General features: G+C 73.2%; 17 protein-coding genes. 9 read left to right on the top strand and 8 right to left on the bottom strand.

Going from position 1 to position 17,227, the window contains the following annotated elements:
- The first annotated feature begins 87 nt into the window (after positions 1–87).
- Both ACZ79I_RS05920 and ACZ79I_RS05915 read left to right on the top strand, forming a co-directional pair.
- Positions 88–753 carry a TetR/AcrR family transcriptional regulator gene (locus ACZ79I_RS05920; protein WP_471494757.1) on the top strand — a complete coding sequence of 222 codons (666 nt, stop codon included), beginning with the start codon at positions 88–90 and terminating at the stop codon, positions 751–753.
- A gap of 382 nt (positions 754–1,135) precedes the next feature.
- Positions 1,136–2,332, top strand: a complete 1,197-nt coding sequence (locus ACZ79I_RS05915; protein WP_471494755.1) for an acyl-CoA dehydrogenase family protein — start codon at positions 1,136–1,138, stop codon at positions 2,330–2,332.
- On the opposite strand, the gene ACZ79I_RS05910 is transcribed toward ACZ79I_RS05915, so the two are convergent.
- A complete protein-coding gene (locus tag ACZ79I_RS05910; RefSeq protein ID WP_471494753.1) occupies positions 2,295–2,558 on the bottom strand; it encodes a hypothetical protein in 264 nt (87 codons plus the stop codon). The two genes, ACZ79I_RS05915 and ACZ79I_RS05910, sit on opposite strands and share 38 nt — an antisense overlap.
- A gap of 280 nt (positions 2,559–2,838) precedes the next feature.
- Positions 2,839–3,264, bottom strand: a complete 426-nt coding sequence (locus ACZ79I_RS05905) for a hypothetical protein (protein ID WP_471494751.1) — start codon at positions 3,262–3,264, stop codon at positions 2,839–2,841.
- A 268-nt stretch (positions 3,265–3,532) separates the two neighbouring features.
- Between ACZ79I_RS05905 and ACZ79I_RS05900 the strand changes: the two genes are divergently transcribed.
- The 4 genes from ACZ79I_RS05900 (at position 3,533) to fxsA (ending at position 7,708) form a co-directional block, all read left to right on the top strand.
- Complete coding sequence (locus tag ACZ79I_RS05900) at positions 3,533–3,973, top strand: Lrp/AsnC family transcriptional regulator (RefSeq protein ID WP_388370406.1); 441 nt, start codon at positions 3,533–3,535, stop codon at positions 3,971–3,973.
- Between the two features lie 47 nt (positions 3,974–4,020).
- Positions 4,021–5,646, top strand: coding sequence for an amidohydrolase (locus ACZ79I_RS05895; protein ID WP_471494749.1), 1,626 nt, complete (start codon positions 4,021–4,023; stop codon positions 5,644–5,646).
- Between the two features lie 535 nt (positions 5,647–6,181).
- The gene (locus ACZ79I_RS05890; protein ID WP_471494747.1) at positions 6,182–6,976 is read left to right on the top strand and encodes a polyprenol monophosphomannose synthase; all 795 of its coding nucleotides are present in this window, start codon (positions 6,182–6,184) and stop codon (positions 6,974–6,976) included.
- Positions 6,977–7,135: 159 nt separating this feature from the next.
- Positions 7,136–7,708: an FxsA family membrane protein gene (gene fxsA, locus ACZ79I_RS05885; RefSeq protein ID WP_471494745.1), complete on the top strand. Its 573-nt coding sequence runs from the start codon at positions 7,136–7,138 to the stop codon at positions 7,706–7,708.
- Between the two features lie 109 nt (positions 7,709–7,817).
- On the opposite strand, the gene ACZ79I_RS05880 is transcribed toward fxsA, so the two are convergent.
- The 4 genes from ACZ79I_RS05880 to yczE form a co-directional block, all read right to left on the bottom strand.
- Positions 7,818–8,192 carry an RNA polymerase-binding protein RbpA gene (locus ACZ79I_RS05880; RefSeq protein WP_003977404.1) on the bottom strand — a complete coding sequence of 125 codons (375 nt, stop codon included), beginning with the start codon at positions 8,190–8,192 and terminating at the stop codon, positions 7,818–7,820.
- Positions 8,193–8,458: 266 nt separating this feature from the next.
- Positions 8,459–9,811, bottom strand: coding sequence for an MFS transporter (locus tag ACZ79I_RS05875; protein ID WP_471494744.1), 1,353 nt, complete (start codon positions 9,809–9,811; stop codon positions 8,459–8,461).
- Between the two features lie 42 nt (positions 9,812–9,853).
- Positions 9,854–10,621 (bottom strand): glycerophosphodiester phosphodiesterase, encoded by a 768-nt coding sequence (locus ACZ79I_RS05870; protein ID WP_471494742.1) that lies wholly within the window; start codon positions 10,619–10,621, stop codon positions 9,854–9,856.
- Positions 10,618–11,325 (bottom strand): membrane protein YczE, encoded by a 708-nt coding sequence (yczE, locus tag ACZ79I_RS05865; RefSeq protein WP_471494740.1) that lies wholly within the window; start codon positions 11,323–11,325, stop codon positions 10,618–10,620. The genes ACZ79I_RS05870 and yczE overlap by 4 nt, the downstream gene beginning before the upstream one ends.
- A gap of 64 nt (positions 11,326–11,389) precedes the next feature.
- Here yczE and ACZ79I_RS05860 point away from each other — a divergent pair, with 64 nt between their 5' ends.
- On the top strand, positions 11,390–12,889 hold the full coding sequence (locus tag ACZ79I_RS05860; RefSeq protein WP_471494738.1) for an SCO1417 family PLP biosynthesis transcription factor: 1,500 nt from the start codon (positions 11,390–11,392) through the stop codon (positions 12,887–12,889).
- Position 12,890: 1 nt separating this feature from the next.
- On the opposite strand, the gene ACZ79I_RS05855 is transcribed toward ACZ79I_RS05860, so the two are convergent.
- Complete coding sequence (locus ACZ79I_RS05855) at positions 12,891–14,438, bottom strand: ATP-binding protein (protein WP_471494736.1); 1,548 nt, start codon at positions 14,436–14,438, stop codon at positions 12,891–12,893.
- 35 nt (positions 14,439–14,473) lie between these two features.
- Positions 14,474–14,671: a hypothetical protein gene (locus ACZ79I_RS05850; protein WP_381090217.1), complete on the bottom strand. Its 198-nt coding sequence runs from the start codon at positions 14,669–14,671 to the stop codon at positions 14,474–14,476.
- Positions 14,672–15,008: 337 nt separating this feature from the next.
- Here ACZ79I_RS05850 and ACZ79I_RS05845 point away from each other — a divergent pair, with 337 nt between their 5' ends.
- Both ACZ79I_RS05845 and ACZ79I_RS05840 read left to right on the top strand, forming a co-directional pair.
- Positions 15,009–15,401, top strand: a complete 393-nt coding sequence (locus ACZ79I_RS05845) for an ankyrin repeat domain-containing protein (protein ID WP_471494734.1) — start codon at positions 15,009–15,011, stop codon at positions 15,399–15,401.
- Between the two features lie 300 nt (positions 15,402–15,701).
- Positions 15,702–17,120 carry a HEAT repeat domain-containing protein gene (locus tag ACZ79I_RS05840; RefSeq protein WP_471494732.1) on the top strand — a complete coding sequence of 473 codons (1,419 nt, stop codon included), beginning with the start codon at positions 15,702–15,704 and terminating at the stop codon, positions 17,118–17,120.
- Positions 17,121–17,227: the final 107 nt, after the last annotated feature.

The following is a 17,227-nucleotide window of genomic DNA, read 5'->3' as shown; positions in this document are numbered from 1 at the left end:
CGGGCGGCCCGGGCAATTCCGGAACGGCTCCGCGCCATTCTGCAATACTGCCGATGTCCCGCCGGCAGTTGGAGGCATGGGCCGAAATTGAATGACAGTCAACAGCGAGGCACGGAACGTCCCGGCGCTGCGCGCGGTACCGACCGCTCGGTGGCGCGCCGTTCCGAACTCATCGCCGTCGGACGGAAGTTATTCGCCGACACCTCGTACGACGCGCTGTCGATGGATGACATCGCGCGCCATGCGCAGGTCGCCAAAGGACTGATCTACTACTACTTCAGATCCAAGCGTGATTATTACCTCGCCATTGTCGAGGATTCGGTGGCGGAACTCGTCACCTTCGCGGCCGGCGGTCTCGGACTGCCGCCGGAGGAGCGTGTGCGCCGCACCATCGACGGCTATCTGCGCTACGCCGAGCACAACCGGGCCGCCTACCGCACGATCGTCAGCGGCGGCGTCGGCTTCGACGCCCAGGTGCACGCCATCCGGGACGGGGTGCGCGAGGCGATCGTCACCACCATCGCCGAGGGGGCGTACGGCAGGCGCGACATCGCTCCCCTGGCACGCATGGGGCTCCTCGGCTGGGTGTGCGGCATGGAGGGTGTGACGCTCGACTGGATGGACCGCCCCGAGCCGTCCCGCGACAGCATGCGCGCCCTGCTGGTGAGAACGCTCGGCGGCACCCTGCGCGCCATCGAGGAACTGGAACCCGTCCGCACGGCCCCGCCGGCCGCCCGTCGGCCCCTCGTCTGACCTCCGCCGAGAGCCGGGGCGGCGGCCTCCCCGGGGGCCCGGCCGCGGTGAGGCCGCCCCGTCGCGTCGCCGTGGCCGTCCCGCGCCCCTCCCACGGGCGGACCGACCCGGTCGGTCCCCGTCCCCGAGCGGACATGGGGGCCCGGCCCCAGCATGAAGGGTGTGGAGCGATCTCTGACGCCCGCTGCGCCTTTCTTGAAGTAAGCGGTCGTTAACTGGTGACGTGGTGCCTTTGATCGGGCATACTCCAAGCGCCAGCCGCTGGTCAGCCGCTTCCGCGACCCGGAGCGGCGAGCATCGACAGGCCCTGTGAGACCCGGCGGAGCCGCCCCACCCAAGGCGTCCGGCCGCCGATATGCCCGAGAGGGAGGAGAGCGTCGCCATGCCCGACCGCGCCCCGCAGCCGGTGGACCGTCAACTGCCCACGGAGGAGGCCCGGGATCTGATCTCCCTCGTCCGTGACATCGCGCAGCGCGAGATCGCCCCCAAGGCGGCCGAGGAGGAGGACGCCGGGCGCTTCCCGCGCGAGGTCTTCCGGCTGCTCTCCGAATCCGGACTGCTCGGCCTGCCCTACGACTCCGAGTACGGCGGCGGTGACCAGCCGTACGAGGTCTACCTGCAGGTCCTGGAGGAGCTGGCCGCGGCCCGCCTCACCGTCGGCCTCGGGGTCAGCGTCCACACCCTGGCCTGCCACGCCCTTGCGCACTACGGCACGAAGGAGCAGCAGGCCGAGCACCTGCCGGCGATGCTCGGCGGCGGACTGCTGGGCGCCTACTGCCTGTCCGAGCCGGCGTCCGGATCGGACGCGGCGTCCCTGCGTACGAGGGCCGCCCGGGCGGAGGGGGCCGCCTCGGGCACGGGCGGCGGGGACTGGGTGATCAACGGGACCAAGGCGTGGATCACGCACGGGGGGATCGCCGACTTCTACACCGTGATGGCGCGCACCGGCGGGGAGGGCCCGCGAGGGATCACCGCTTTCCTGGTCCCCGGCGACGCCGAAGGGCTCGGCAGCGCGACGCCCGAGAAGAAGATGGGCATGAAGGGGTCGCCGACCGCGCAGGTCCACTTCGACGGGGTGCGGGTGCCCGACGTGCGCCGCGTCGGCGAGGAGGGCCAGGGCTTCGCGATCGCCCTGTCCGCGCTCGACTCCGGGCGCCTGGGCATCGCCGCCTGCGCCATCGGCGTGGCGCAGGCGGCGCTCGACGAGGCCGTCGCGTACGCCACCGGGCGGCGGCAGTTCGGACGGCCGATCGCGGACTTCCAGGGGCTGCGCTTCATACTCGCCGACATGGCGACGCAGATCGAGGCGGGCCGGGCGCTGTACCTGGCGGCGGCGCGGCTGCGTGACGCCGGCCGGCCGTTCGCGAAGCAGGCGGCCATGGCCAAGCTGCACTGCACCGACACGGCGATGAGGGTCACCACGGACGCCGTCCAGGTGCTCGGCGGGTACGGCTACACAGCGGACTTCCCGGTCGAGCGCTATATGCGCGAGGCCAAGGTGCTGCAGATCGTCGAGGGGACGAATCAGATCCAGCGGATGGTCATCGCCCGTCACCTCGCTGGTCCCGAGTCACGCTGAACGAGTCCCGGCCCAGGGCGAGCCGGGTCGGGCCGGCCGGGGGTGCCGCGAGCCGCACCCACTCCGGGTCGTGGCGCCCCGGCAAGGTGCGCCCGCGGTCGGCCCAGGTCCGCATCAGCGCGCGGTAGATGGGCGGGTCCTGGGGGTGGGGCGGCGGAAGCGCCGCTGCCGGTGCCGGGACGAACACCCGTCGCCGGGGCCCGGCCGCGGAAAACGTAGGGGTCATACCCGGGGAAACGCCCGGGCGGGCGCACAGGTCACCGGAGTCGGGCATCGAGCGTGAGTTCCCCGGCGGGCCCGTAGGGGGCATGGCACGCCTTCACCGTCCAGGGTGTCCCGGCCGTCCACGGCGTCCGTGCCGCCGGGTGTGCGCACGGCGGGGCCGCCGTCCCGTCCGGGCGGATGTCCGGACGCACGGGTCGTGCGCCACGACGGCGTGCGGGTCGTGGCGCGGGGGCAGGTGCTGCGGGGCGGGCGACGACGCCCGCAGAGCGGCGTGCGAGGTGTCAGGCGGCCTGGCGCCGCATCGCCGGCATCCGCATCGGGCGCGAGCCGGGGCCGCCGACGTGGGAGAACGGCTGCGTGCGCCAGTCGAGCCCCTGGGGAAGGGTCAGCAGAAGGGCCCTCTGCTGCTCCTGCGGCTGCACGGACTCGTCCGCGGGCCGGGCGTCGCCCGCCGCGCGGCCCGTGCCGGCGCAGACCGTGAGGCCGAACGGGTTCCACGGCGAGGCGCACAGCGCGTGCTCGGGCAGGACCTCCTCGTCCGCCAGCAGTGCGATGGGCTGCGCACAGTCCGGGCAGATCACCCGGTACATCTCGAAGGTGTCGTACGCGTCGAACTCGTCGTCGGGTTCGACGCCCTCCGGCTCGGGTGCGACGACGGGCCGCTGCCGCTTGGACGCGGAACGGCCAGGGCGCTTCAGACTCTGCATTGGGATTCTCCCCCTCGGGCTGGGCCGACAAGGCACTGTGGCCTCGACCACAGCAAGCACTTCCCGTCCCGTCTCGCCGGTAATCACGAGATCATCACGTACCCCGCCCGCGGACTGTGGCGTTCGTCACATGCCGCCCGCAGGTGCCGGGCTCGGCGGATTTGTCCCACGGACGGCGCACACACGGCCCCCCGCCACATCACAAAGCGGGTATGACCTGCGCCGCTGAGGTATCGAAGGGATCAAGCGCCCTGTAGGTTCTAGCGCCATGGAGGAGCTGGACCGGCAGATCGTGCAGCTGCTCGTCAAGGACGGGCGGATGAGCTACACCGACCTGGGCAAGGCCACGGGCCTGTCCACGTCGGCCGTGCACCAGCGGGTGCGCCGACTGGAGCAGCGCGGCGTCATCCGCGGGTATGCCGCCGTCGTCGACCCGGAGGCCGTCGGGCTGCCGATGACCGCCTTCATCTCCGTGAAGCCGTTCGACCCCAGCGCCCCCGACGACATCGCGGAGCGGCTCGCCGGAGTGCCGGAGATCGAGGCGTGCCACAGCGTCGCCGGCGAGGAGAACTACATCCTCAAGGTCCGCGTGGCCACGCCCCACGAGCTGGAGGAACTGCTGGCGCGCGTGCGGACGCTCGCCGGGGTGTCCACGCGCACGACCGTCGTGCTGTCGACGCCGTACGAGGCACGGCCGCCCCGTATCTGACGGACCTGCGTGCCGGCCGGCCGGGGCGAGGCGCGAGACTGTTCCCCATGAACGAGCGCACCGCCCCGTCGCAGACCGTCCTGCTGCGCCGAGGAGAAGTCCACAGCCCCGCCGACCCCTTCGCGACCGCCATGGTCGTCGAGCGCGGACAGGTCGCCTGGGTCGGCTCCGAAGGTGCCGCCGACGCCTTCGCGGACGACGTCGACGAGATCGTCGACCTGCACGGCGCGCTCGTGACCCCCGCGTTCACCGACGCACACGTGCACACCACCTCCACGGGTCTCGCGCTCACCGGCCTCGACCTGTCGCGTGCGCCCTCCCTGTCGGCCGCCCTCGCCCTCGTCCGCGACTTCGCGGCGGCCCGCCCGGACGACAGGGTGCTGCTCGGCCACGGCTGGGACGCCGCCCGCTGGCCCGAACGGCGGGCACCGCGGCGGGACGAGCTGGACGAGATCACCGGGGGCCGTCCGCTCTACCTCAGCCGGATCGACGTCCATTCGGCCGTCGTCACCACCGCCCTGCTGGCCCTGGTGCCGCACGTGCGGGGGATGGCGGGCCACGCCGACGACGAGCCGCTCACCCGCGACGCGCACCACGCCGTGCGGGCGGCCGCCTTCGCCGCGATCGGCCCCGCCCAGCGCGCCGCCGCCCAGCGCGCGGCCCTCGCCCACGCCGCGTCCCTGGGCATCGGATCCGTCCACGAGTGCGGGGGCCCCGAGATCTCCTCGGAGGGGGACTTCACCGCGCTGCTGCGGCTCGCCGCCGAGGAACCGGGGCCCCGCGTGGTGGGCTACTGGGCCGAGCGGGGCGAGGAGGGCGTCGCCCGGGCCCGGGACCTGGGCGCGCTCGGCGCCGCGGGGGACCTCTTCGTCGACGGCGCGCTGGGCTCGCACACCGCCTGCCTGCACCAGCCGTACGCCGACGCCGGGCACACCGGCACCGCGTACCTGGACGCGGCCGAGGTCACCGCGCATGTGGTCGCCTGCACCGAGGCCGGACTGCAGGCGGGCTTCCACGCCATCGGCGACGCCGCCGTGACCACCGTGGTGGAAGGCGTCCGTGCCGCCGCAGAGAAGATCGGCCTCGCCCGCATCCGTGCCGCCCGCCACCGGGTGGAGCACGCCGAGATGCTCACCCCGGAGACCGTCGCGGCCTTCGCCGAACTCGGCCTGACCGCGTCCGTCCAGCCCGCCTTCGACGCGCTGTGGGGCGGCGAGGACGGCATGTACGCCGAGCGTCTCGGCGCCGAGCGGGCCCGCACGCTGAACCCGTTCGCGGCCCTGCTGCGGGCCGGTGTCCCGCTCGCCTTCGGCTCCGACAGCCCCGTCACCCCCCTGGATCCGTGGGGCACGGTCCGCGCGGCGGCCTTCCACCGCACCCCCGAGCACCGGGTGTCGGCGCGGGCCGCGTTCACCGCGCACACCCGTGGTGGCTGGCGGGCCGTCGGCCGGGACGACGCGGGCGCGCTGGTGCCCGGTGCGCCGGCCGACTACGCGGTGTGGCGCACCGGTGGGCTCGTCGTCCAGGCGCCCGACGACCGGGTCGCCCGCTGGTCGACCGACCCCCGGTCCGGCACCCCCGGACTGCCCGATCTGACCCCGGGTTCCGAGCTGCCGGTCTGTCTGCGCACCGTGGTGCACGGCAGGACGGTGTTCGTACGGCCGGGCGAGTGATCTCCCGGGGTGGCGTGGGGCCGGTCGCCCGCCACCACGCCGTCGCGCGACCTGCGTATCCTCCGCCCTGACCAGGGCATTGTGGGAAGAACCGCAGGTCAAACGTCTGTTGACAGCGAGCCGCGGGGGGCCGGTAGGTTCGGCCGCGTCCACCACCGGACGTCCGACCGGGGAACCTCCGCGCAGTCGCCTCGGCGCCGCTGGGTCAGGGGTCGTGTGCCGCACCGGCGCATCACCACTGGGAGCCAGGCTCAGCGCCCGCGCCGACGGCGAGCGAACGTTCCGGGCGGTCGGCAGGGTGTGACCCGGGTGGGGCCCGGACGTTCAGTAGACAACGGCCTTCGGTCGACCCGCAGCCAGCGGGTGCCAGGTCGGCCCGAAGGGCGCCGGGCCCCCACCGCAGCTGAGGGAATGCGGAAAAAAGACTCTTACCCGACTCTTGTGCAATCGACACCACCGTACAAACGCGCTGTCGCGTCGGTGCAGGCACCGGCCACTATGGTGGTCCCCTGCGTACGGACATGAAGGGGCAGCAGTGAACGACGGCGACGGGACCCTTGCGGCAGGAGCCCAGGGGAGGCAGTTCGGTCCGCTCGGCACCGCTTTGGTGATCATCCCGACCTACAACGAGGTCGAGAACATCAGGGCGATCGTCGGCCGGGTGCGGTCGGCCGTGCCCGAGGCGCACGTCCTCGTGGCCGACGACAACAGCCCCGACGGCACCGGCAAACTCGCGGACGAACTGGCGGCCGAGGACGACCACGTCCACGTACTGCACCGCAGGGGCAAGGAGGGCCTGGGTGCCGCGTACCTGGCGGGCTTCCGCTGGGGCCTGGAGCACGACTACGGCGTCCTGATCGAGATGGACGCCGACGGCTCCCACCAGCCCGAGGAACTGCCGCGCCTGCTGACCGCGCTCAAGGGCGCCGACCTGGTGCTCGGCTCCCGCTGGGTGCCGGGCGGGCGGGTCGTGAACTGGCCCAGGACCCGTGAGTTCATCTCCCGCGGCGGCAGCCTGTACTCGCGCCTCGCCCTCGACCTGCCGCTGCGCGACATCACCGGCGGCTACCGCGCCTTCCGCCGCGAGACCCTTGAGGGCCTCGGCCTCGACCAGGTCGCCTCACAGGGGTACTGCTTCCAGGTCGATCTCGCCCGCCGCGCGGTCAAGGCCGGCTACCACGTGGTGGAGGTGCCCATCACCTTCGTCGAGCGGGAGCTGGGCGACTCCAAGATGAGCCGGGACATCCTCGTCGAGGCGCTGTGGCGGGTCACGGCGTGGGGCGTGGGGGAGCGCGTCGCCAAGGTCACGGGCCGCGGCAAGTCCTCCTGAGGTGCCGGCCTCGGCCGCGGGGCGCTCCGCGGCCCGCGTCAACCGGACGCCGCATCGCACCGTCGCTCGTTCGGGCTCACGGATGGGGCGCCACGGTTCACGGGGAGCGGCTGATCACCCCTTATCCCGCGCTGAGCCCGGCCCAGGCACACTGGGAGCATGACGACTGGCGCACCGACCTCCCCGTACCCCGCCCGGCCGCGGCGTTCCCGGCTGCGCACGTTTCTGCCGCTGGGCATCGCGGCGTGGCTGGTGCTGGAGATCTGGCTGCTCACGGCGGTGGCGGGGGCGGCCGGCGGGGTCACGGTCTTCCTGCTACTGGTCGCCGGTTTCCTGCTCGGCTCCATGGCCGTCAAGCGGGCCGGGCGCCGCGCCTTCCGCAGCCTCGGCGAGACACTGCAGTCCCGGCAGCCGCAGGCGGCGCCGAGCGGCGGGAGCGGCAACGGACTGATGATGCTCGGGGGCCTGCTCCTGATGCTGCCGGGGCTGATCTCCGACGCGGCGGGTCTGCTGCTCCTGCTGCCGCCGGTCCAGAAGGCGGTGAGCCGGTACGCCGAGCGCACGATCGACCGCAAGCTCGGCGAGGCGCCCTTCGGCAGCTTCGCCGGCGTCTTTCAGCAGGCCCGTATGCACCGCCCCGACGGCAAGGTCGTCCAGGGCGAGGTCATCAGGGACGACGCGCCCGGCACGGACGGGACCGGACGGGGGCCACGCCCCCCGCTGACGCGCTGAGCGGCGGCGGAAAGGGCAGCGGCGGCAGACAGCGGGCGCCGTACGTCATGGTGACGTACGGCGCCCGCTGCTGTCGGCGTGCGTGATGACCCGCCCGGCCCCGGCGGGGTCAGGCGGACTTGCGGCTGTCCCGCGGATGCACCGCGATGTTCATCGCACCGGAACGGAGAACGGCGAGACGCTCCTCGAGGACCTCTTCGAGCTCCTCGCGGGTGCGCCGCTCCATCAGCATGTCCCAGTGCGTACGCGCGGGCTTGGCCTTCTTCTCCTCCGGGCCGTCGCCGTCCACCAGAAGTGCCTGGGCTCCGCAGACCTTGCACTCCCACTCCGGCGGGATCTCCGCCTCGACCGAGAAGGGCATCTCGAAGCGGTGCCCCTTCTCGCATGCGTACTCCACGGCCTGGCGCGGGGCCAGGTCGATGCCGCGGTCCGTCTCGTAGCTGGTCACCACGAGGCGCGTGCCGCGAAGAGCTCGCTCACTCATGAATCGTGCCTCCCGGGCTTGTCGCCCACAGGACAGGTGTCGCTGTCGTCGTCATCCGGTCAACGTCCGGTCGGCGGTAAAGATTCCCGTTCCGAGTCCCGTTCCGGGTCATGCGTCGCCGTCGTAGCCGCCCCTTGTTGTACCCACCGGCGCCTGGTTTGTCACATCTGCTAGCAGATGTCACCCAGCGTTTCGGCGTCATTGCCGCGCAGTAACGGTACGCCTGGCAGGCCAAACGCGTACACTACAGCCTTTTCCGCGAGCCGCTAAATCGTTTCGGGGACCGGGTTCCCCGCGTCGCGCACCGCCTGCCGCACCGGGACCCGTGCCAGCAGCGCGAACCCGATGGCGAAGAAGGCCACGAGCGAGATGATCGCGTCCCGGTAGCTCCCGGTCAGCTGGTAGGTGAGCCCGAACAGCAGCGGCCCCAGCCAGCTCATGCCCCGGTCGCTCATCTCGTAAGCCGAGAAGTACTCGGCCTCCTTGCCGGGCGGCACGAGATGGGAGAAGAGGGAGCGCGACAGTGCCTGGCTGCCGCCCAGGACCAGCCCGATACCGGCGGCGAGGACGAAGAACCACACCGGCGCCCCCGCGGGCAGGAAGTAGCCGGCTCCGAGCGTCAGGGCCCAGGCGACGAGCGAGCCGAGGACGGTGCGCTTGGCGCCGTACGTCCGGGCCAGCCGGCCCATGCCCAGCGCGCCGCCCACCGCCAGCACCTGCACCAGCAGCACGGCGACGATCAGCGTGGACTGGCTCAGGCCCAGCTCCTCGGAGCCGTACACCGACGCCTGCGAGATCACCGTCTGGATGCCGTCGTTGTAGACGAGGTAGGCCAGCAGGAAGGCGAGGGTCAGGGGCGTGCCGCGCATGTCCCGGACCGTGGCCGCCAGCTGCCGCCAGCCGTGCACCGCGGGTGCCCCGGGGGGCGCGGACGCCGTACGACGGTCGCGCAGCCGCCTGAGGGGTACGAGGGTGAAGGCGCCCCACCAGACGCCGGCCGAGGCCAGGCAGATGCGCACGGCCGTCGACTCCGACACCCCGAAGGAGTCGTGGGCCGTGAACAGGACCAGGTTCGCGACCAGGACCGAGGAGCCGGCCGCGTAACCGAACGCCCAGCCGCGCGAGGAGACCGCGTCGCGCTCCTCGGGCGGGGCGATCTGCGGCAGGTAGGAGTTGTAGATCACCATCGAGACGGCCACCGACGCGTTCGCGACGATCAGCAGGAGACCACCGAGCAGATAGCGCTCGCCGCCGAGGAAGAACATGCCCGTGGTGGCCGCGGCGCCCAGATACGCGCTCAGCGCGAGCAGGGGCTTCTTGCGGCCGCTCCGGTCGGCCGCCGCGCCCGCGAGCGGCATGACGATCACCGCCAGGACGACCGAGGCGGAGACGCAGTAGGCGAAGAACGACCCCGCGCGGACCGGGATCCCCAGCGGATGCACATAACCGTCCACGTCCGCCGCAGACTTGGCCACCGACGTCAGATAGGGACCGAGGAACACGGTCAGCACGCTCGTCGAATAGACGGAGCACGCCCAGTCGTAGAAATACCAGCCGCGCTGTTCACGCCGCCGCTCGGCGGCCTCGTCGGCCGCCGCCTGCACGGTGTCGGTACCCACCCGCGCCCTCGCTTCCCCGGGGAACGTGACCGCGCGGGGCGTTCAGAGCCAGGTGCCCCGGTCCTCGAGGACCTTGCGCAGTGTGTCGATGTGATCGGTCATGATGCCATCCACGCCCAGGTCCAGGAGCCGGTGCATGTGATCGGCCTCGTTGACCGTCCACACGTGCACCTGCAGCCCGCTCGCATGGGCCGTGCGCACGAAGCGGTGGTCGACCACGGGGATGCCCGACTGGGCCACGGGGACCTGGGCGGCGACCGCCGAGCGGCGCAGCGCCGCCGGTATCCCCCAGGAGCGCAACCGCAGGCCCAGCACACCGCGGGTGCCGTACGACGTCGCGAGGCGCGGTCCGGCCAGCCGCTGGGCGCGCACCACACGTGCCTCGGAGAACGAGCCGACACAGACGCGCCCCCAGGCGTTCGCGCGCTCGACCAAGTCGAGCAGGGGACGCAGCGCGGGCTCCGCCTTGACGTCCACGTTCCAGCGGACCCCGGGGAACTGTTCGAGCAACTCCTCGAAGAGGGGCACCGGTTCGCTGCCCGCCACGCGCGCGCGGCGCACGTCCGTCCAGGGCAGGTCGGCGATCCGGCCCGCCCCGTCCGTCACCCGGTCCAGGGTCGCGTCGTGGAACGCGACCAGCTTTCCGTCGGCCGTGGCGTGCACGTCCGTCTCGATATAGCGGTAGCCCGCCGCCACCGCGCGCCGGAACTGGGCCGCGGTGTTCTCCAGGCCGTCCGCCGCCCCGCCCCGGTGGGCGAAGGCGATCGGGCCGGGATGGTCGAGATAGGGATGGCGCTCAGGCGTGGTCACCGGGGCAGTATGGCCCGTTCCGGTTGCCCGGCGGCAACGACCCTGCTGCGTCCCGGTGCCGGGGGAACGGCGAACACGCGCAGGAAGAGCTGGGCGAGGGGGCCGATGGACAGCGCGTACAGCAGGGTCCCGATGCCGACGGTGCCGCCGAGGACGAAGCCGGTGGCGACGACGGCGACCTCCACGGCCGTGCGGATCAGCCGGATCGAGCGGCCCGTGCGCCGGTGCAGCCCGGTCATCAGGCCGTCGCGGGGGCCGGGGCCGAGGCTGGCCGCGATGTAGAGGCCGGTCGCCACGCCGTTGAGCACGATGCCCGCCAGGAGCAGGCCCACCCGGAGGACCAGGGGGCGGACGCCGGGCAGGACGGCCAGGGTGGCGTCCATGGCGACACCGATCACGAGGACGTTGGAGACGGTGCCGAGGCCGGGGCGCTGACGCAGCGGGATCCACAGCAGCAGCACGCTCGCGCCCACGAGTGTCAGCACCACGCCCATGCTCAGTCCGGTGAGCTCGGCGAGGCCCTGGTGGAGAACGTTCCAGGGCTCCAGGCCCAGACCCGCCTTCACCAGGAGGGCGGAGCTCGCGCCGTAGAGCACGAGACCCGCGTAGAGCTGGAGCAGACGCCGGCCCAGCCGCCGGCTCTGCGTGGACGCGTCAAATGGCAGCACGACATGCCCCCCTGTGGTGGTCCTGGACTGACGCATGTCACTCTGTGGCTTGGAAAGAGAACCCATCCATGGCCAATTCAGGGAAGGTGGACTGGGAATCATGGCGCAGTGGACCTCCGCGGTGGGGGCGGCGCAGCTCGCCCGGCTGCTCAACTCCCAGCAGGACCGCCCCGCCGGCCCGGGCTCCCGCCGCCCGCCCGCCTATCGCGCGCTCGCCGACGGCATCCGGCTGCTCGTCCTGGAGGGCCGTGTGCCGGTCGCCGCCCGGCTGCCGGCCGAGCGGGAGCTGGCGGTCGCCCTGTCCGTGAGCCGCACGACCGTCGCGGCCGCCTACGAGGCCCTGCGCACCGAGGGATTCCTGGAGTCCCGCCGGGGCGCGGGCAGCTGGACCGCGGTGCCGGCCGGGAACCCGCTCCCGGCGCGCGGGCTCGAACCCCTCCCGCCGGAGGCGCTCGGTTCGATGATCGACCTGGGCTGCGCGGCACTGCCCGCACCCGAGCCCTGGCTCACCCGCTCCGTGCAGGGCGCCCTGGAGGAACTGCCGCCGTACGCGCACACGCACGGCGACTACCCGGCGGGTCTGCCCGCGCTGCGCTCCATGCTCGCCGACCGCTACACGGCGCGGGGCATCCCGACGATGCCCGAGCAGATCATGGTGACCACGGGTGCCATGGGCGCGATCGACGCGATCTGCCACCTCTTCGGCGGGCGCGGCGAACGCATCGCGGTCGAGTCGCCGTCGTACGCCAACATCCTCCAGCTGATGCGGGAGGCGGGCGCCCGGCTGGTACCGGTGGCCATGTCCGACGGGCTCGGCGGCTGGGACCTGGACCGGTGGCGCCAGGTGCTGCGCGAGGCGGCGCCGCGGCTCGCCTACGTGGTCGCGGACTTCCACAACCCGACGGGCGCGCTGGCCGACGAGGACCAGCGCCGTCGCCTGGTGGACGCGGCCCGCTCCGCCGGGACCGTCCTGGTCGTCGACGAGACGATGAGCGAGCTGTACCTGGAGGAGGGACTGGAGATGCCGCGTCCGGTGTGCGGCTTCGATCCGGCGGGCTCCACGGTCATCACGGTCGGTTCGGCGAGCAAGGCGTTCTGGGCGGGCATGCGCATCGGCTGGGTGCGCGCCGCCCCCGATGTGATCCGCAGCCTGGTCGCGGCCCGCGCCTACGCCGACCTGGGCACCCCGGTGGTGGAACAGCTCGCCGTGAACTGGCTGCTGAACACGGGAGGCTGGGAACAGGCGGTGGACCTGCGGCGCACGCAGGCCCGGGAGAACAGGGACGCGCTGGTCGCGGCCGTGCGCGCCGCGCTGCCGACGTGGGAGTTCGCGGTGCCGCAGGGCGGCCTGACGCTGTGGGTGCGCACCGGCGGGCTGTCGGGCTCCCGTCTGGCGGAGGCGGGGGAGCGGGTCGGTGTCCGTGTGCCGTCGGGGCCGCGCTTCGGCGTGGACGGTGCCTTCGAGGGATATGTGCGGCTGCCGTTCACGGTGGGCGGCGCGGTGGCGGAGGAGGCGGCCGCGCGCCTGGCGGCCGCGGTGCGCCTGGTGGAGACGGGCGCGTCCGGGCCGGCCGAGGCGCCGCGCACCTTCGTCGCCTGATTCAGCCGTCCCCGGCCGGCGCCGCCGCCACCGCCTCGACGGGCGCGCTGCGCCGCGGCAGCAGATCCAGCACCGCCTGCCGGTGGTGGTCGCTGGTCGCGTCGTCGTACGGGTCCGGGGTGGCCGGCACCTGCAGGCGGTGGACCGGGCCCGAGCCCAGGCGGGCGTAGCCTCGGCCGGGCGGGATGTCCTGGGCGGGCGTGGTGTGCGGCGGGGCCCCGAGCACGGCCTCCAGCTCGTCCGGGGACGCCGGGCCGAGCACCACACGCGCGCGGGTGTACTGCCGGACCGCGGGGGACAGGCCGTCCAGCCCGTCGAACTGCTCGGCGACCACGACGGTGACGTTCGCGGCGCGCCCGTGCCGCAGGGGCACCTGCAGCAGCGCCTGGAGATCCTCGCGGCCGTCGGCCGCCGCCAGGTGCCCGAGCGCGCCCGGCCGGTCCAGCAGGATCCACAGCGGGCGCCTGACGTCGTCCGGAGGGGGCTGCCCCGCCTGCCGCGTGCGATGGGCCGCGATCAGCCGCCGCTCGGTCTCGCGGGTCGCCCACTCCAGGCTCGCGACGGCCCCCGTGGCCCCGCACTCCACGGCCAGCACGCCGTCCCGGCCCGTGAGGAACGCGTACTCGCCGGCGTCGCCGCCCTCGACGACCAGGACATCGCCGTGCTGCAGCGCCTGGAGCGCGATGGAGCGCACCAGCGTCGTCGTACCGCTGCCGGGTCCGCCGACGATCAGCAGGTGCGGCTCGGTGGAGCGCGGGCCCGTGCGCCACACCACGGGAGGCACATCGCGCTGCTCCTCGCCGTGCGTGAGGGGGAGCGTGCGCCGCACGACGGTCGGATCGGTGAAGCCGAGCACCGTCTCGCCCGGTGAGGTCACGAAGCGCTGTGCGGCGATGTCGGTGGGCAGCGGCGGCAGCACGGTGAGCGTCAGCTGGTTGCCCTCCTCGTCCCAGCCGAAGTGGTACTCCCGGCCACGGCCGGACTTGGCGTGCAGGAGGTGCTCGATCCGGGCCCGCGCCTCGGCCTCGCCGTCCGTGAAGTACGCCGGGTAGCGGATGAGGAGGCGGCAGACACGGCCGCTCTCGTCGAAGTCGTACGACGGGAAGGCGCGGGTCCAGTCCCCGCCGTGGGCGTACAGCGGAGCCGGGTCCTCGGCGGTCGAGAAGTACGGCACGAGGGCCTCGTACAGCGAGCGCAGGCGCTTGGTCTGCGATTCGTCCGGGCTGGGCGCCGGCTGTCGCCGGCCGCGGCCCTTCCAGGCCGCGGCCGCCATGAGGGCGATGCCGGCGAGCAGCGGCCCGTAGGGCACCAGGGCCACGACCAGGAGCACCGAGGCGACCAGGAAGAGGAGGGGTCCCCGCCTGTCCTTCGGCGTGTCGGCCCAGGTGCGCCGCCCGGCTTCCGCCAGCAGGCGCAGTCCGCGCGTGACCGTGAGCACCGGCTGGAGGACATCGGTGGCGCCGTGGGCTGCCGTCCGGGCCAGCTGCCGGCTGCGGGCGATCTGGGCGCTGCCGGTGCTCAGGATGCGGGGGAGGGGGCGGGGGGTCAAGGTGTGTCTCCTGGTGCTGCGGCGGAGCGGACGGGTCAGAAGTTGAGCCCGCCCAGGAGGCCCGCGAGGCTCGCGCCACCGGCCTTGATACCGGGGGCGACGGCGGTGCTGGACAGGTAGAAGCCGAAGAGGGCGCAGACCGTCGCGTGCGAACCCTTGAGCCCGTGCTTGCGGGACAGCAGAACGACGACGACGCCGAGAACAAGAACGCCCGACATGTTCAGAACTGGCATTTTCTCTCTCCTGGTTCGTGGGGACGGTCACCATGAGTTCTTCCAGGCTCACAGAATGTATCCATACGATAAAAGGTGCAACTGAGTGAAATTCCCTCGATTTCCCCCGGGTGGCGGAGCCGTCCTGTGTTCCCGCGCGGGTCCGTTGCGCTCGTGCGGCGCACCTGTGATCCTTGCCGCGCGCGGTGCGGCCGATGTGCCCGTGGAAGCCAGTACGCTGGCGATTCACCCGTACGGCGTCACCGCTCGCCGCCGTGCGAACACGCGTACGACCGCTCCGCGCGCCGTCGTACGCTCCCGCAGTCCCCAGCAGTCGCAGTGAGAGGCGGTCCGGCCGATGAGTGAAGCCCCCGACCCCGAGGTCGTGGAGCTGGCCACCAAGATCTTCGATCTGGCGCGCCGGGGCGAGACCGGGACGCTCATCGCCTACGTCGACGCCGGCGTGCCGGCCAACCTCACCAACGACCGCGGGGACTCCCTCGTGATGCTCGCCGCCTACCACGGCCACGCCGACGCCGTCCGCGCCCTCCTGGAGCGCGGCGCGGCCGCCGACCGGGCCAACGACCAGGGCCAGACGCCGCTCGCCGGCGCGGTCTTCAAGGGGGAGCTGGAGGTCATCCGGGTCCTCCTGGACGGCGGCGCCGATCCGGCCGCGGGCACGCCCTCGGCCGTGGACACCGCACGCATGTTCGGCAAGACGGATCTGCTCGAACTGTTCGGCGCACACTGATGCGAATGTTCTGACCGGCGAAAACACCGACAACGGGGGAGGCGGTGCGGGGCCGCCCGAAATAAGGTCGCGGCAGCGTAAGACGCCGGGTCATCATGACGTCGTGGTTCACGGACGCGATGGCTGGGCAGGTGTTGCCGCACCCCGCGGACCGTGATGCGGCCCGCGGGGCCACCGACGAGAGGCAGAGGAAGATGGTCTACAGCAAGCAAGAGACGGCGGGCGCCCCGACGTGTTGTCACGCGGCCAGGTAATCCGTGTCCCCCGGTCGCGTCGACGCTTGATGTGAGGCTGTTTCCCATGTTCGAACCCGTCATAGCGCCCAGCGGAACGCTGCTCGGCCTCCTCCAGAGGGGGCGCGGCGACGGCACGCTGCACGCACTCACCGCACCGCGCGCCGAGGCGCTCGCGGCCCTCAACCACTGTGTGCTGCGCGATCCCCGCCACGACTGGCAGGTGGAGAACCGCTCCCTGTACTACGCCCGGCTCTATCTCGATCTCCACGGCGAGCTGGACAAGATCGAGGCGCACCTCTTCGGCGCCGAGGACGTCCTCGACACCGACGAGTGCCGCACCGGGCTCGCCCTCGCGGTCCTCGGGCACCTCGCCTCGTACGGCAGGCGCGACGCGCTCGAACTGCTGCGCAGGTACGCGGCCGTCGGCTCCAACTGGGCCTGGGCCCTGGACGAGCTGGCGCTGCGCGACGACGACGCGGGGCTGCGCGCCCTCGCCGTGCCCGTCCTGGCCCGCTTTTCCGCCGACGCCGAAGGGGAGGCCGAGCTCGCCGCCGCCGTTCGGGACGCCTTCGAACCACGGCCCTGGCGGCTGTGGGCCGACGACCCCCGCGCATCCGTCGCCACCCGCGTGCGCGCCGCCCAGGAGACCGGCTGCTTCGACCGGTGGCAGCGGCAGCTGCGGCCGCACGGACCCCGGCCCGGGTGGAGCGTGCAGGCCGTTTTCGACTGGGCTCAGCAGGGCATCGAGCGCGGCGCCGCGCTCCACGTGCCCGCCGCCCGCTGCCTCACCGCCGTCGCCGGCCCCGAGGACCGGCCGCAGATCGTCGAGGCCGCCCGCCTCGGCAGTGACGGAGCGCGCTGCACCGCCCTGCGCTTCCTGGCCGACGGCAACGACCCCGACGCCCTCGACCTCATCGAGGGCGCGGTGTCCACCGGGTCCGCACCCGTCGTCGACGCGGCCGTGGACGCCTTCGAACGCATGCGCAGCGTCGCAGCCGTCGACCGGGCGCGCGGCTGGGCCCGCCGGCCCGACGCCCTGGGGGCCGCCGCCGGGCGCGTGCTCGCCTGCCGGGGCGGCGCCCAGGACAGCGACCTGGTGCTCGCCGCGCTGCGGGAGGCGGTACGGGGCGAGGGCCCCGACGCGCCGACCCTGTGGACCCTCGTGGACGGCACCGGACGGCTCGGCATCGCCTGCGCCGCACCGGTTCTGCGCCATGTCTACCGCGAGACCGCCTCATCCCATCTCCGTGGCCGCGCCGCCCGCGCCCTGGCCGCGACCGACCCCTCCTTCCCCTCCGGATTCGCCGTCGAATGCCTCTGGGACTGCGAGGAATCCACCCGTGAGATCGCCGCACGGCACGCCGAGACCGGGGACACCCGCGTCGTCGAGCGACTGCGCCGGCTCGCCGCGGACCCGGCCGAGGAGGCCGAGGTCCAGACGGCCGTACGCAGCCGGATCGGGCCCGACATGCCGGCCGTGTGAACGCGGGGTGACCCGGGGGTCAGGAGCGTGTGGACGCGGGCCTGCCTGCGCGGCCCCGCAGCTCAACGCTCATGGGACGTTCCCCGGCCGGAAAGATCGACGTTGAC

The organism is Streptomyces sp. PSU-S4-23, from assembly GCF_055632315.1.
Note: the sequence above shows the minus strand (reverse complement) of the source record. Positions and strands in the feature narration are given on the sequence as shown.

Coding starts and splice junctions, on each gene's coding strand:
- ACZ79I_RS05915 (WP_471494755.1), top strand. CDS start 1,136: ATGCCCGACCGCGCCCCGCAGCCGGTGGACCGTCAACTGCCCACGGAG.
- ACZ79I_RS05910 (WP_471494753.1), bottom strand. CDS start 2,558: ATGACCCCTACGTTTTCCGCGGCCGGGCCCCGGCGACGGGTGTTCGTC.
- ACZ79I_RS05905 (WP_471494751.1), bottom strand. CDS start 3,264: ATGCAGAGTCTGAAGCGCCCTGGCCGTTCCGCGTCCAAGCGGCAGCGG.
- ACZ79I_RS05900 (WP_388370406.1), top strand. CDS start 3,533: ATGGAGGAGCTGGACCGGCAGATCGTGCAGCTGCTCGTCAAGGACGGG.
- ACZ79I_RS05895 (WP_471494749.1), top strand. CDS start 4,021: ATGAACGAGCGCACCGCCCCGTCGCAGACCGTCCTGCTGCGCCGAGGA.
- fxsA (WP_471494745.1), top strand. CDS start 7,136: ATGACGACTGGCGCACCGACCTCCCCGTACCCCGCCCGGCCGCGGCGT.
- ACZ79I_RS05880 (WP_003977404.1), bottom strand. CDS start 8,192: ATGAGTGAGCGAGCTCTTCGCGGCACGCGCCTCGTGGTGACCAGCTAC.
- yczE (WP_471494740.1), bottom strand. CDS start 11,325: ATGCGTCAGTCCAGGACCACCACAGGGGGGCATGTCGTGCTGCCATTT.
- ACZ79I_RS05860 (WP_471494738.1), top strand. CDS start 11,390: ATGGCGCAGTGGACCTCCGCGGTGGGGGCGGCGCAGCTCGCCCGGCTG.
- ACZ79I_RS05850 (WP_381090217.1), bottom strand. CDS start 14,671: ATGCCAGTTCTGAACATGTCGGGCGTTCTTGTTCTCGGCGTCGTCGTC.
- ACZ79I_RS05845 (WP_471494734.1), top strand. CDS start 15,009: ATGAGTGAAGCCCCCGACCCCGAGGTCGTGGAGCTGGCCACCAAGATC.
- ACZ79I_RS05840 (WP_471494732.1), top strand. CDS start 15,702: ATGTTCGAACCCGTCATAGCGCCCAGCGGAACGCTGCTCGGCCTCCTC.